Here is a 14,147-nt window from a genome sequence, read left to right on the forward strand (position 1 = left end):
GTAGAATGAATGCCTTTTGCGTTAAGGCTTTAAAGAATCGAGTTGTTTTGACTACCAGCCAAGTGTTTACTAAACCCCATCGAACGAGCAGCTCAGAAGCGCTGGTAATCCAGGGCAAAGTTTCAGTAGAATGGGTGTTAACTAAACTCTGCTTAAGTAAACACCTTTTGCAGTGAAAATTATTGCCTTTTTTATGATTGCCAATAGCATTCTTCATCGGTATCTTTTTTTGAAAAATCATAGACCATACGACTGCCAAGGGTTTCTGGTCTTGCACCTGGATGCATGGACGCTCATTTCCCCCCAACACGCGGCAAGAGCCGCATCCTCAATCATCCAAGCCTGAGCAAGGTCATTTATCCTTTTTGGAATTCCCCAGCAAAATGTGGCTGTGCTTTACGAATTTGTCCGCAAGATCAGTTTGTTGGCGAACCTGATCAATTATGTATTCCAAAGAATCGCGAACTGTGGCGGCAAGGCCAAGGCACACTTCGTCCGTTCCTCCAGAATGGATTCCACCGCTTAAAGCGCCGTATATGCTGGCAAATGGATTATAGCTGCCTGGACGCAAACTGCTGGGCAGAAAATCTTTTACGATATCGATCTTTTCCGATGCTCGGTTTGCTCTGTGCGCCTCGCTCACTTTCTCCTTGAAAGTCTCACGATCACCCTCCGGCACAACAGCAACGATCTTATCAAGGAGACGATCAATCTCGTCTTCAACAATCTGGCGATAGTAGGCAAAGGCGCCTATCCCCAGACCATTTTTTTCACAAATAAGCCCTTGGCTCCAAAGTCGCTGGCCAGAAGTGTTCAAATTATCGCGGATGCTCTTTGGAGGCAGGATACTGTCCTTGGGGAACTGGCCGATTTTCGTAGCCAATGGCCTTTTCGCCGCTATTTTCTCTATATCCTCACTATCAAACAGAATCGTGAAAACTAGCTGAGTTGTGCAGATGCCGCATTCAAAATAGTAGCCGACCGGTCCGAGCGCATCGACGATTTTAGTTGTGACGTCTAGCCTTTCCCGGAAAAAATGTCGATATCCCTTTAATGAAAAAGTTCGAATTTCCTTGCATTGATAGCAATTCTTGCTAATCCCGCTGGGAAAACACCGTGCAACCGTCTGTTGGAGCAAGTTGATTGCAATGCGTTTATAAAGGGGAGCCGTTTCAAGAAACTCGCGAGCAGTTGCCTCATAAGCAATCTCTAGCTTCTTGAGCTTCTCGCCTTGCTTGTCGGGTTCCATCATGGCCAAACTCCGTTTGTAGCTGATTTGCAGTTAGACTAGAACTCAATCCTGAACACCGGGCTGCGCTCATGGCCCTTCTTCCGCTTGTTGTAACGCTGGGTAGTGGCCGGGTTCGCATGGCCCATCGCCGCTTGCACATCCTCCAGCCGCGCCTCGACTGTATTGAGTAAATGCCCGGCAAAAGACGCCCGCATGGAATGGGGTGAATGGCGGCGGAAATCATCCTGCCGGATCCCGGCCCGCTCCATCGCACTTTTCAAAATATAACTCAGCGCCTCTGCCATGAGCGGCTGATTATTGCCGCGGCTCGGTAAAAGCACATGCTCCGGGTCATCCAGTTTAAATCCACGCCGTCGCATGGTTTCGATGTGCTGATCGATAGCACTGATCACAAAGGGATGGAGTGGGATTTCATGGCGTCGGCCGCCCTTGATCTGAAGGTTCAGCACGCGAATTCCATTTACCATCCCGAGATTTTTCAGCCGAAGGCCCCTTATCTCGGCCGATCGCAGCCCCGTGAAAAAACCAACGGCAAGCACCGCTCGGTGTAAGGCAGGGGAGTAGCTTTTGGGGTTGAGGGCAACGAGGATTTTTCGCACATTTTCATCGGAAAAATCTGCGGTCTCGCGCCGGTTTTCCGTCCGCGGCCGCTGCACACCAAAGGTGATATCGCGCTCGACGAGGCCCGCCTCCGCGAGGAATTTGCAAAGGGAAGCGATGGCTGAAAGCTTTTTCTGGATGGTCTTGTTTGCAAGGCCGCGGCCTTCAAGCCAGCGGCGGTAGGCGATGATATGGTGCCGCCTGAGTTCGGCGGGTCCATTCACCTCGACCTGGAGCAGCGTGAAAAATTCCCTGGCCGTCCGCTGATATTCGCGGGCGGTAAGCGTCGAGCCGAGGTTTAAAAAGAACGAGCCAAGGACTCTATTCGTTTCGATTAGCGGCGGATTAGTGATTATATGCTGGGGCTCTGCTGGCACATCCATGTCCCATTGGCCTCATAGTTGTTCATGAGGCCAGGATAGCAGGCGGGAGTTCCTGGAAGAAAGTCGATTCTTCCAGAAACCGCGGGCGGCAAAAGACTAAACCCTCATGTCGGCGTCACCGCAATGCGGGCAGCAGCCACCGCTTAATACGCTCATCGATAGTCGACCACAGCCGCCGCAGGCTGAAGCAATCTCCAGGTTTTCGAGCAGGGCATATACCTCTTTTTCCGGATCGGCATTTTGAATCATTTATTCACTTCCTGCTCGCAAGCTGCCATCCGTCGTATTCCACGGCCAATGACATGCTCTCCTGCTGCCGGACATCTGCTTGATTGTGTTATATGTAAAATCGACGCCAATAATACTATTGAAAAAAAATCACGCAATATGCCAATGCGAATAGTTTTACTCTGTTAATTTGAAACGCTATAGAGCTAACACACCAGTTTAGAATGATGTCCAAAAAGATAATGTCAGATCATTGTAGTTAATCAGCTCAGGTGACAAAGATTTTCCCACTTCCTAGCGGATTTCAGCTTTGAGGCAACAGACTTGGATTGATAGTGTGCTATTGCTATTGAATGGTAGATAACTTTAGAGGGCCTTTTCTTATGAGACTACAACATATTACTGCATGCATGATCATGGCTATAAGCTTAACCGCGCTTGGCGAAAGCATTAACGAACCTATCCGTGAGCCAACTGATGCGGGCAGTAGGGAGTTGGCTCGGCACGCTCGGAAGGGCTTTTCACATCAACAGCGCGTCCTGAAATTGGTCGAACAGCACCTCGATCAAGCTGCCGCCGCCGGGTTTTCCGGCTCTGTGCTCATCGCTTTGGACGGGCAGAAGCTTCTCGTAAAAGGCTATGGGAAGGCGCGCCCTGCAATAGGGACCCCTAACCGCGGATCGACAGCGTTTGACTTTGGTTCTGTAATGAAGGACGTGACGGCAGCGGCAATATTTAAACTCGCTGGAGAGGGCAGACTTTCCGTTGGAGACTCCATTACGCGCTTCTTCGACGATATGCCCGCCGACAAACAAAATATCACGATCCTCCATCTTCTCAAGCATCGCGCCGGATTGGAGACATATCACGACACGACTGGCGACTTTGAAGCGATAACAAGGCTCGAGTCTCGTCGGCGAATCTTTTCACAAAAATTGAAATTTAAACCGGGAACCGACGAAGCTTATTCAAACTCAGGTTACACCTTGCTCGCCGACATCATCGCCACGGCATCTGGTCAACAGTTTGACGACTATATTCGCCAAGAAATATATGCTCCTGCCAGGATGACGGAAAGCGGATTCTATGGTGATCCTGTCTGGAATTACATCAATACGGCTGTAGGGTATGGGGCAAGCACATTTGGCAACAATGATCCCACCAATTGGCCACTGACCTGGGCCCTCGTGGGGAATGGTGGGCTGGTCACAACGGTCTCTGATCTCGATCGGTGGGTGTCGGCAATCGCGACGGGTAAAGTCCTTAGAGGCAGAGCGCTTGCCGGCTACCGCAAGCACATTCTTGAGGCTGGAATCATGACCTACAAAGGCAAAACAGTTTACGTTGCCGCCGGCGGCGGTGACTTTGGTTTCGCGGGTGTGCTGGTCGACTGCCCCCAGCAAGGGGCGCGCATCATAATTGGCACCAATAGCGACGTCTCTTATGACATTGAGGCGCTTGCCTATGAAATTGGCGATCGAATTCTTTTTTAGATTATTGGCTTTGCGTTGTGAGAGTCGCCACGCAAAGCGTAAATCCACCTGCAAAATAATGACCGACCAGAGCTTAAACGGGAAAGTGAAAAGCGTGAGCGATGCCAGTTCCTCGGCAAAAGAAAAGCACATCTCCGCCATTGGCACACCATCCAATTATGCAATTGGTAGAACCATTTAAATAGGATATTTTAAGCTGAGAGACGTAGATCTGCATTGTCCGTCCAGTATCAGGCCGGGGCACTGGGACGGACGCCTATGGTTTTGTCCACTTCGATTCGGATCGCTATTCTGTAAGATCACTCAGCGGCAATTCCGAATAGATGCAGCTGCAACAAAGACATCATGGTACTTGCACTACAACCGGAACGTATATTTCCCGCCGTAATCAGCATGGTGCCTTGATCCGGGATTTCACTCCACTTTGCACTGTTTACAGAGTTGCCCCCATCGTGCCAGTAGATCGCGCCTACATCTGGTATGTCGTGAATTGTATGCCCATAGCTGTAGTAGCTGTACCCCAACGGATGTTCACGAACCAAACGCTGAGACCAGTAATTTTGCCAGTCGCCCAGCACCAGCTTTCGCGATGAAACAGCTTCACGAATCGCAACCAGATCCTCGATTGTCGAAACCAGCCCCCCATTGCCCACGAGGTTCCAACCTGGATCCTGCCCACCCCAGCTCACTTCAAAAATTGTGCGCCCATCATCGGCTTTTAAGGAGTTTATCTCATTGTACGCTTTCATATATCCTGTCGAGCTTATACCCAACGGAGAAAGAATTGTTTCTGTAAGAAACTCTTCGTAAGTCTTTTTCGAAAGAATTTCGATAGCAGCAGCCAGGATAGAATAACCGGTGTTCGAGTAACGATACTTTGACCCAGGAACTGCAAGCAGCCCTGTTTCAAAGGCTCGCTTAACAAAGTCAATACGGCTAATTTTTTCAAAGTCTGAGCCTATTGACGCTGGAAAACCGGAAGTGTGATTCGCCAATTGCTCGATGGTAATTGAAGCCTTATCGTCAGGGACATTAGGGAAGATCTGTGATAAATTTGTTGTCGGTAAGGCCAATCCCAGATGAAAAAGTTTCAGAACAGCCAAACCCGTGATTGTTTTTGTGACAGAGTTGATATCAAATTGGGTGGAAAGGCCCGGAATATTGTCTGAGGCCGCGGTTCCGAACTCCCTGATTATTAAATCATTGCTAAACTTTATAGCCGCGAGGCCGGTTAGATTAAGTTTCTCTATCTGAACAAACGCTGCTTCAGCACGTTCTTGAAAGGGCCTTTGGATTATTTGCTTTGGTTTTTCCGACGGGAAATCAATACTTGAGGGCAAAGAGCATTCTTCCTCATCCTCTCCGCCATCATCTGAACAGCCGGTCAATAGCGAAAGTTTTAAGATGCAGAACAATGCTAAATTTAATCGGACACCACTGATCATAAACTTAAAATGAGAAATCATAGGAAGTCTCGATTGTAAATGCTTTTATACGTTTTGGGACCAAACCCATGCCTATTCCAAAACTCAATTTATCCCAGACATAGAGACCACAAATCACATTATAACCATAACCACGGTCTTGAACACGATCTTCTGTATTGAGATCACCGTTGAAGAATGACGACTCAACCAACCGTCTATATACTCCCAACCCGGTAAAGGCCTTCCAGTTTTCATTGTAGAGCGCGTACTGAACTCCAAATGTCTGTGTGTGACCTCTCAACTCGTCATCCAAGTAAAATGAAACGACTGAGCCGTCTAACGAGCTCCATCCGTTCTGAAACCCGGCTCCTACCTGATGTTTCCACTGGTTCTCGAAAAAAACATGGTCAAGTTCCAAGAAACCTCTGACTGATACGACCATGTGATCAAGAGGTATCCCAATAGCGGTTTCGGTCAAAGATTTCGGAAGGTACCCTATCAAGCCCGAAAGAGTTACCTTCGAGATCGGGACAGAAATTTGCAGTGCAGGTAGGACATGCGCCGGCAGAGCAAAAGAGTCCGGATAAGATTCAGCATATTCGACTGGAATTGTTGCTTTCAGGATTGGAGAAACACTTAAACCACTAAGTCCTGTACCTCCAAAGGGATTTAAAGGCTGATCGAAAATCGAAAAAATTCTCTGCAGTTCCTGCTTTCTCGTTTCGTTTGCAAAGGCAATCGGCGACTTGCTTCCATTCGATAGCAAAAACAATGTGCACAGAGTATGAAGGCGCATACCTCTCCCTTAATCGGCTCTACAAGTCGTGTTCAAAGTCATTCTATTCGAATAGATCTTCTCGTCAATTTCCAATACACGTATTTTGACGTTTCGTCGATTTGCGTCGTACGTTGGGGGATGGGTCAGGATTCCGTAAAAAACCCACCATTTCTCCTAAAACCCTTTTCCCGTAAATGTTCCACGGCTTCACCCCTGGCTCCATGCGGGTTTTAAGATGATCACGAATCGCTTGAATTTTGAATGATCGAAACAATCGAAACCGAGTATCTGCATAAACCGCTCCCAGAGCCGTGCATAAGAATCGAGGTCACTGGGGGTATTTCGATCACTGGCCGGCATCGCCATTTCTAGCCAAAAACGACTGCTTTTGACTAACGCCTTGCGCACCAAGTCTTGCAACGCCAAATGGCGGAAAAATCACGAATCCTTACCATCTCCCTATCCCCTGTGCCTGTGCTTTTAATTCCGTCTGGCGATCCCTGATCGTTCTGCGATGGATCAAGCGCTGGATCTTATGTATTAAAAAAATTCTGCAATATTCTTTTATTTCTTTCGTCAAACCTTCAACGCCAACGCGTGCCCAAATGAATCAAGTACCAAGGAGTATTGAGATGAAATTGATCATGTATTCTGCTGTCGCTGTTGCTCTCTCCGCACTCACGAGTTCCCCGTCCATGGCAGCGCAGATCCGTAACGCGGCGGGCCTCTGCCTTGACGTACATGCTCCCGATATGCAAACCAATGGTGGGAAAATTCAACTCTGGGACTGCAATGGGAGCGCGCAGCAGGAGTGGTATTTGGAAGGTGATCGGATCAGGAACGCTGGAGGTTTTTGTCTGGATATCCATCGGCCCGACATCGTAACGAATGGTGGACATGTCCAGATTTGGGAATGCAACAGCTCAATTCAACAACGCTGGGAAGTCGTGGGAAAATCCATCCAGAACCTGGCTGGCCTTTGTCTTGATGGACACCGACCAGACCTTCTGACCAATGGCGCTAAAGTGCAGGTTTGGGAGTGTAACGGACTCATTCAGCAGCAGTGGACTTTTGAGTAAGCAGGTTCGGAGTTGACTCAGGCTGAGGTTGAGAGGCAGCTGGTCGGATTTTACCGACCAGCTGCAGAATTCAGTTAAATTCACTTTGGACCAGAACACGACCCCGGAATCCCGATCGAAGCCGCACTGGGATGAGACAAAGACCAAATCCTCCTGCCGCGAGACGGACATGCCCAAGGAGTTGGAATAGCCGCATTCACTCTTGTCCAACTTGATTTCATTGATCAGGGCATGAGTCGTTTTATGGAAGATTTTTACAGCATCATGATTGAGAGCCGCGAAAAGATCCTTTTTCGTGAAAAAGGCCGCGCCGCTGGGATAGGCACCCACGTTCCATTCGCCATTCTTTTCGTTCAAATTCCCCGAATTAAAATCAAACACCGAGTAACCGTTACCGTTGCCTCCACCCGCAGGCGCTGCGAGCTGACTGCCATCCGGTGATAGTACCAGCACAGAGACGTTGCCTGCGCGCACTCTTTCCTGAGCCGTCAGCTCCAGCGTGGCCTCATCAAAGGAATAACGCTGCAGTTCGCCTTCGAAGACGATCAGGTTTTTACCAGCCTTGTCATACACCAGAGAGGGGTTTGGTGCCGATTCGAGTAAAATCCTAGCAGATCGGACTTAAGTATCCGATATCTTTAGCTGTGAAAATTTGAAAATTGATCGAGAGACTGAAATTTCACATCAATTATTTCTGGTAGTTAAGTCTGATCTGCTAATCTGTGAACGAATAGGCATCAACCCCCATGTAAGAATCAGCTGGATTTTCTGATCATGGATACAGGCATCGGGGTCGCTGCGGGGATGCGAGGCAAGCTCTTTCAGATGTTTTCCCAGGCAGATGGCTCGCTGACACGAAAGTTCGGGGGCGTCGGCCTTGGTCTTCAGCTCTCGAAGAAGGTCGCCGGTGAACTCGGTGGAGATGTCGAAATTCTGCATACCATGCCGGGTCAGGGATCGACGTTCAGGTTAAGGATCACCGACCACAGGCTCGATTCCGGGCGCGTCAATACCAATCTACAGCAAGCGCTAGGTAATGGAACAAAAAGGGGGAGCGACTTTTCGGAATTGAAGGGCAAAAAGGTTCTTTGTGTGGAGGATCACATTGACCATCAAAGGCTGATCGACTCTACTCTGGATAAATACGGGATTCAAACCGTTATTGCTCACGACGGCCATGAGGGTATCGAAAGAGCACTGTCCGGGGAGTTTGATGTCGTGCTTATGGACATTCTGATGCCCCATCTCAACGGCAACGAAGCGACTCAAATGCTCCGCTCCAAGGGTTATCAGAAGCCGATCCTGGCCCTCAGTGCACAAGGCAGGGCTGGCGATCGTGAGCGATCAATGCTTGCCGGATGTAATGAATATCTGACCAAGCCGATCGATATCGATCACCTTCTGCAGACCATTGCGAAATTTACAGCAGGCTTCCATCATACCCTTTGAGCGGCGTGCTGGTTTGAAGCCCAGTATGAAAACCGTCACGCTGACAAGAATTCGAAGCCAAATAGCATCACCTGACGATGGGGAGGTGGATTTACTGCAGGCGCTCCAACCACTCCCTGCGCAGGCGATCTTTCATGTCCCGCTCGGTGATGCTCGTCACCTCGGTGAGGATCCGTGCCTTCCCCGCTGCTGACAGCTGGGACCTCATCAGCGCTTTGGAAAAGGCGCTGCAAAGCGCTGAGCCCGACAGGTGAACAAAGTCTCCGACTCGCGGCCTGGCGGTGACACTTGAAACCGGCCCAGGATCCGGCGTGGTCGGCTCAAAAACCGCGCGGTCCGCGGAATAAATTTCAGGCTGTCCGGTAACAACCGCCGGGATGAAAGGCACGGTAACACCAACGGTGGGGTCTACTTCAGGCAGCTGGGTATCATCCACCGGACTGAGGGCCTGGCCCGCCCTCAGACTCCCCGGCCTGACATCGCCGTGGGCTGGAGGGGAGAGGGGACCGCCTAGGTGATGAGATCTCGTCATCACCAACGAAGAACCCCACCTTTCCATCCGCGCATCTGTCATGGGACATGGATTTCAGGGGTGAAGATAGTTATGTAATTTTTCCACGATCAGTCTTTGATCCACGGGCTTGCTGAGATGGTCGCTAAAACCATGCGCGATGGCTCGCTCATGTTCGCCCTTCATCGCCCGAGCCGTAAGAGCAATGATCGGAACTTTATAGCCTCTCTTGCGCAGTTTGCTGACCGCTCCGTAACCATCAAGAACAGGCATTTGAACGTCCATCAGAATAGTATCGTAATTGCAGCTCAGTGCTCTGGAAACGCCTTCTTCTCCATTTTCAGCCACATCAACGCAAGCGCCTTCCCGGGAAAGAATGCGTTCGATCAATATCTGGTTGTCCGCGGAGTCTTCAACCAAAAGAATTCTGGCGCCCACGAGCCGTTTGCTTGGCTGAGCCGGCAGGGATGGCTTCGTTAGCTCGGGGGATGCCCCCTCCTGCGTTTCAGACCAGGCTTCGCAAGGCCCGGCATCTATATTCAATGTGAAGTGACTTCCCTGGCCTATTGCACTGGAGGTAAGGACCAATTCACCACCTAACGCATGCGCGAGGCGCTGAGATAACGTAAGGCCGAGGCCCGTTCCACCAAACCTTCTGGTCGTTGAACTATCAGCCTGGACAAAAGGTGCCCAGATGCGTTCGGCCTGTTCTGCAGTAAGCCCTATGCCGGTATCGATAATGTCGAATCGCAAATTTGCGAATGCCATCGACTCATCAACGCGACTCATGCTGATACGCACTTCAACACGACCCTTTTCCGTGAACTTGAGCGCATTACCTACAACATTGATCAGAATCTGCCGCAGACGCATGCGATCTGTCGTTATATAGGTCTGAACATACCCTTCCGTACGAAATTGAAGTTCAACACCTTTTTCTTTGGCTTGAAAGGCCAGGAGCTGATCGACCTCCCGAATGTGTTCCATAAGTTCAAACCTGGTTTTTTCAATTTCCAGGCGGTCGGCTTCGATTTTGGAGATATCCAGGAGCTCATTGACAAGGCTGGAAAGTTGAGCCGCGTTACGCCTGATGGTAACCGTGCAGTCGTGCCGGTCAGATGGGGTTTGCTCCGGATCAAGCAGAAACTCAGAAAATCCGAGAATGATCCCCAGCGGCGTTCGTATTTCATGGCTCATATTGGCCAGAAAACGACTCTTCACAACGCTGGCGTTTTCTGCCTGATTCTTCGCAAGCTCCAGTTCCATGGCGAGCTGCTTTTGGTGTTCGATGTCTGTACACGAACCAAACCACTTGTAGTTGTTACCGTTCGCGCCTTTCGAGAGCACTGCCTTGACCAAAAACCATCGATAAATACCATCATGCCGGCGAAATCTCGCCTCCCATTCGTAAAGCTCGCCGCTCTCCAGCGCTTCCTTCCATTTCCCCAGGGCTCCGTTGTAATCTTTGGCATGTATAAGGCCCGGGTCTGCCCAGCTGGACATCTCTGAGGCATTCATGCGTGAAAACTCGACAAAGACTTGATTGCAGTAATCAAGTCGTCCCGATTCATCGGCCGTCCAAATCATCTGCGGCATCGAATCAGCCAGATTTCTGAACTTTCTCTCACTATCGACGAGCTGCGATCTGGCCTCCACCTGCTCCGTGACATCGATATGCAAGGCTAAAAGGCCCGTGATCTGACCCTGAGAATTTCGGATGGGATGATAACCAAAGTCAATGAAACGTTGGCGAATCATGCCTTCAGCATCGAGAAACGGCACAGATGTTTCCCTGCCAATATAGGGCTCTCCCGTCTCATAAGCGCGGTCGAGAAGTTCAAGAAATGTACCGGACTCAGCTTCAGTAAAAGCTTCCCGCACTTTTTTCCCAAGGACCTGGCGTTGGACAAGGTGATCGTACAAGGGGTTGGACAAGTCGAAAATATGGTCGGGCCCATCGAGAATACAGATGGCAATAGGAGCCTGCATGAAGATGGAAAACATCCGCGCCCTCTCTTCATCGACTGCAGCTCGCAGCCTGCTGACTTGAAGTTGGGTTTGAACGCGCGCCAGCAGTTCTCGAGCTGAAAAAGGTTTGACAAGGTAATCGTCAGCACCGGCGTACAACCCTTCGATGCGCGATTCCTCACCAGCCCGGGCCGACAGAAGAATAACCGGAGTACTTTTGGTTATGGGATTTCCTTTGAGCGCCTGGATGAGCTCAAAGCCATTTAATCGGGGCATCATCACGTCGCTTAAAATAAGGTCAGGTGGACGAGCCAGAGCAGACGCCAGGGCAGCTTCGCCGTCCGTGACAGCCTCCACCTGGCAGATCGGGGTCAGAAGCCTCACAATATAGTCACGCATATCGGCATTGTCGTCCGCAAGGAGCAAACGTGGTCGCTCCCGCTCGGGAGATGCCCGTGGCGGGACCAGGGATGATACTTCATCGGGGCCCTCGTCCGGGACCCACCGCAGGGCTTCTTCGACAAAGGATGCGACGCCGAGTGCAGTCGACGGGTGCGTCTGTGAGTTACCGATCAGCTCGGTGAGCAGGTGGGCATTGCCGGTCGGGATCGAAACGGTGAATTTCGTCCCCTTACCTTTAGAACTTGTAACAGCAACGTTGCCACCATGCAGCTTCAGCAGCTCTCGAACAAGAGCCAGACCAATGCCGCTGCCCTCTTGCGTGCGCCCATGCGCACCTTCAATGCGATGGAAGCGATCAAAAATATGAGGCAACTCCCGCTCCGGGATCCCTATGCCACTGTCTTCAATAATAAGCTCGACCTTGTCGTCTGCAGGGGCGAGTTTGACCGAGACATGGCCCTTAAGCGTATATTTGAAGGCGTTGGAAATCAGATTAAGGACGACCTTTTCCCACATATCGCGATCTATAAACACGGGACGCGATGGCTCTTCACAGGTGACTTCATAGGAAAGGCGTGCCTTGGTCATGGCAGATCGAAAGCTGCTGGCAAGGTCACGAGTCAAAGTGCCAATCTCCGTCTGACGAAAGCAGGCTCGGGCACGACCCGCTTCAATGCGCGAGAAGTCAAGCAACGTATTCACAAGCCGTAGAAGCCTAAGTCCGTTGCGGTGAGCCAGTCCGATTTCATTCCGGACGCCCTGCGGAAGGTCGATTCCCCGACACATCAACTCTTCCAGCGGTCCTAATATCAGTGTCAGCGGTGTTCTAAATTCGTGGCTGACATTGCTAAAGAAGGCAGTCTTGGCCCGGTCGAGCTCGGCAAGTTTCTCAGCCCGCTTGGCCTCCGCTTCATAGGCGCGCGCGTTGCCGATGGACACGGCAACTTGCTGAGCCACGAGCCCAAGAAAATCCTTGTACGCATCATCAAAGGGCAGCCGTGAGCTGACGGATGCAATGAAAAACGCAAGAGGCCGTTGAAGGCCCGGCAGAATTATCGGCAAAACCCAAGCCGTCTGAGGCGGCTCGGGGTAAGGACCGCAATTCTCCAATTCAAAGCGCTCCGCCAGATGATTCACCTGTTCGCCTTTTCCGAAATGGGCCGCCGCTGCCAAAGGCCACGGTGCGTCATGGGAAGGGTCAATGGACATCTCGCTCGGACATGCTTTCGAGTCCGGCGGGAGTCCTATGGCTTTAACCAGATGAGCACGTTTCCCATCCTGCGAACTGAGATAGAGTAGGCCGAAAGGAATGTCGAGCTCATGCGCAGCGAGTGTTTGAAACATGAAAGCATAAGCCTCTTCCATCGTTTTGGCCATGCCGGACTGAACGGCGAGATCACGTAAGACCCGCGCTCGACGTTCGCTGATCATCCTGCCTGTTGTCTCTGTCACTGGGTGGAAGAGACCACCAATCCGCCCCGACTCATCGCGGATGGGGCTGAAGGAAAATGTAAAAAATGTTTCCTCAAGATATCCGTAACGATCGACGAACACTCTTCGGTTTTCGATATAAGAGGTTTCCCCCTCAAGGGCTCTCTCGAAGGCATCGCCAATAGCTGGCCATGCGGATGCCCAGCATTGCTTAAAATCCTGTCCCATGGACTGGGGATGCTTGGCGCCGCATATAGGCCAATAACCATCGTTATAAAGTTGGATATGTTGAGGTCCCCACACGATGGAGATTGGAAAATTCGAGGCAAGGCAAAGACTGACTGTTGTCCGCAGACTTTGCGGCCATGAATCCAGGGACCCGAGCGGCGTCTGCGACCAATCCATGGATCGAATCACCCTGCTCATTTCGCCGCCGCCGGCAAGCCAGTCGAGATGTTCGGTACCATAGGGTGCTTGCGTATTTTGCAAAGTCTCGCCTCCTTCAGAGGACATGTCGTGGTTCGGCGAAGATCCATGCTAAAATTGCAATATGCAATCGAAAGCTTCTCGATGCCCATTGCGATGGAGTCAAACTCAACACCTTTTGTGAGTGCCACGCTCCTCTATGCAAATTTAAGGGCATCGGAAAAAGGGCGGAGGGTCCAGTCATGGGGAATGTGTCCCATTAGCCCAGATGATCCTGCTACGGTCAATCGCAGTTCGGGCAGATCAGGCCGCTATCTCCCCCTGCATGAAAGATTTTGGGAACGAGCGGTAGTAATGCATAGGGAGACGAATGATGATATTGAAGGGGACATAGGCGCCGTCCGTTCCAGTCTGATCAGACAGCAGCTTTAACGCCAAGGTCCCGCCTGCATTTTCCGTATAACTCTTGATAGCAGACATGCCCACTCCCCGTCCCGATATTTCATTGACGGAATGGCTGGTGGAAAAACCAGGTAGAAATATAAAGTGAGCGAGATCGTCTTGACTGACATTGGCGGTCGAGTCCAACATCCCGCGGATCAGAGCAATTTCCTTGATCATCTGCAGCGCCAGCCCCCTGCCATCATCGTGATAGCACAGCTCCACCTCGTTTTTCTTTTCACTCAGAGACACGGCCATGGCTCCATAGACGGGTTTGCC

13 protein-coding genes are annotated in these 14,147 nt (G+C 50.8%); 4 read left to right on the forward strand and 9 right to left on the reverse strand.

Annotated elements, in window-relative coordinates:
- The 4 genes from VE954_RS34935 to VE954_RS34950 all read right to left on the reverse strand — a co-directional run.
- The coding region (locus tag VE954_RS34935) for a hypothetical protein (protein ID WP_324961815.1) at positions 1–217 on the reverse strand (217 nt) is incomplete at its 3' end.
- Between the two features lie 135 nt (positions 218–352).
- Entirely contained in the window at positions 353–1,252 is a 900-nt protein-coding gene (locus VE954_RS34940) for a hypothetical protein (protein ID WP_324961817.1), read from the reverse strand.
- A 35-nt stretch (positions 1,253–1,287) separates the two neighbouring features.
- Positions 1,288–2,235 (reverse strand): tyrosine-type recombinase/integrase, encoded by a 948-nt coding sequence (locus VE954_RS34945; RefSeq protein ID WP_324961819.1) that lies wholly within the window; start codon positions 2,233–2,235, stop codon positions 1,288–1,290.
- Positions 2,236–2,331: 96 nt separating this feature from the next.
- The gene (locus VE954_RS34950) at positions 2,332–2,484 is read right to left on the reverse strand and encodes a hypothetical protein (protein WP_324961821.1); all 153 of its coding nucleotides are present in this window, start codon (positions 2,482–2,484) and stop codon (positions 2,332–2,334) included.
- A gap of 362 nt (positions 2,485–2,846) precedes the next feature.
- On the opposite strand from VE954_RS34950, the gene VE954_RS34955 reads away from it, so the two are divergent.
- Positions 2,847–3,956, forward strand: a complete 1,110-nt coding sequence (locus VE954_RS34955) for a serine hydrolase domain-containing protein (protein WP_324961823.1) — start codon at positions 2,847–2,849, stop codon at positions 3,954–3,956.
- A 299-nt stretch (positions 3,957–4,255) separates the two neighbouring features.
- On the opposite strand, the gene VE954_RS34960 is transcribed toward VE954_RS34955, so the two are convergent.
- Together VE954_RS34960 and VE954_RS34965 are read right to left on the reverse strand one after the other, a co-directional pair.
- Positions 4,256–5,422, reverse strand: a complete 1,167-nt coding sequence (locus VE954_RS34960) for a serine hydrolase (RefSeq protein ID WP_324961825.1) — start codon at positions 5,420–5,422, stop codon at positions 4,256–4,258.
- A complete protein-coding gene (locus VE954_RS34965) occupies positions 5,406–6,179 on the reverse strand; it encodes a hypothetical protein (protein WP_324961826.1) in 774 nt (257 codons plus the stop codon). The genes VE954_RS34960 and VE954_RS34965 overlap by 17 nt, the downstream gene beginning before the upstream one ends.
- 677 nt (positions 6,180–6,856) lie before the next feature.
- Between VE954_RS34965 and VE954_RS44555 the strand changes: the two genes are divergently transcribed.
- From VE954_RS44555 to VE954_RS34975, 3 genes are all read left to right on the forward strand, one after another.
- A complete protein-coding gene (locus tag VE954_RS44555; protein WP_414699058.1) occupies positions 6,857–7,240 on the forward strand; it encodes an RICIN domain-containing protein in 384 nt (127 codons plus the stop codon).
- A 243-nt stretch (positions 7,241–7,483) separates the two neighbouring features.
- Positions 7,484–7,681, forward strand: coding sequence for a hypothetical protein (locus VE954_RS44560; protein WP_414699057.1), 198 nt, complete (start codon positions 7,484–7,486; stop codon positions 7,679–7,681).
- Positions 7,682–7,999: 318 nt separating this feature from the next.
- Positions 8,000–8,689: an ATP-binding response regulator gene (locus VE954_RS34975; protein ID WP_324961836.1), complete on the forward strand. Its 690-nt coding sequence runs from the start codon at positions 8,000–8,002 to the stop codon at positions 8,687–8,689.
- A gap of 91 nt (positions 8,690–8,780) precedes the next feature.
- Here the strand turns inward: VE954_RS34975 and VE954_RS34980 are convergent, their stop codons facing one another.
- The 3 genes from VE954_RS34980 to VE954_RS34990 form a co-directional block, all read right to left on the reverse strand.
- A complete protein-coding gene (locus VE954_RS34980) occupies positions 8,781–9,224 on the reverse strand; it encodes a hypothetical protein (RefSeq protein ID WP_324961830.1) in 444 nt (147 codons plus the stop codon).
- A gap of 51 nt (positions 9,225–9,275) precedes the next feature.
- Complete coding sequence (locus VE954_RS34985; protein WP_324961832.1) at positions 9,276–13,490, reverse strand: ATP-binding protein; 4,215 nt, start codon at positions 13,488–13,490, stop codon at positions 9,276–9,278.
- 240 nt (positions 13,491–13,730) lie between these two features.
- On the reverse strand, positions 13,731–14,147 hold a 417-nt coding region (locus VE954_RS34990), incomplete at its 5' end, for an ATP-binding protein (RefSeq protein ID WP_324961834.1).

The sequence above is a fragment of the Oligoflexus sp. genome, from assembly GCF_035638955.1.
Taxonomy (GTDB): Bacteria; Bdellovibrionota_B; Oligoflexia; order Oligoflexales; family Oligoflexaceae; genus Oligoflexus.

Excerpts from the sequence above, each read along its gene's own strand:
- VE954_RS34960 (WP_324961825.1), bottom strand. The coding sequence starts at position 5,422 with ATGATTTCTCATTTTAAGTTTATGATCAGTGGTGTCCGATTAAATTTA.
- VE954_RS34945 (WP_324961819.1), bottom strand. The coding sequence starts at position 2,235 with ATGGATGTGCCAGCAGAGCCCCAGCATATAATCACTAATCCGCCGCTA.
- VE954_RS34950 (WP_324961821.1), bottom strand. The coding sequence starts at position 2,484 with ATGATTCAAAATGCCGATCCGGAAAAAGAGGTATATGCCCTGCTCGAA.
- VE954_RS44555 (WP_414699058.1), top strand. The coding sequence starts at position 6,857 with ATGGCAGCGCAGATCCGTAACGCGGCGGGCCTCTGCCTTGACGTACAT.
- VE954_RS34940 (WP_324961817.1), bottom strand. The coding sequence starts at position 1,252 with ATGATGGAACCCGACAAGCAAGGCGAGAAGCTCAAGAAGCTAGAGATT.
- VE954_RS34955 (WP_324961823.1), top strand. The coding sequence starts at position 2,847 with ATGAGACTACAACATATTACTGCATGCATGATCATGGCTATAAGCTTA.
- VE954_RS44560 (WP_414699057.1), top strand. The coding sequence starts at position 7,484 with ATGGAAGATTTTTACAGCATCATGATTGAGAGCCGCGAAAAGATCCTT.
- VE954_RS34965 (WP_324961826.1), bottom strand. The coding sequence starts at position 6,179 with ATGCGCCTTCATACTCTGTGCACATTGTTTTTGCTATCGAATGGAAGC.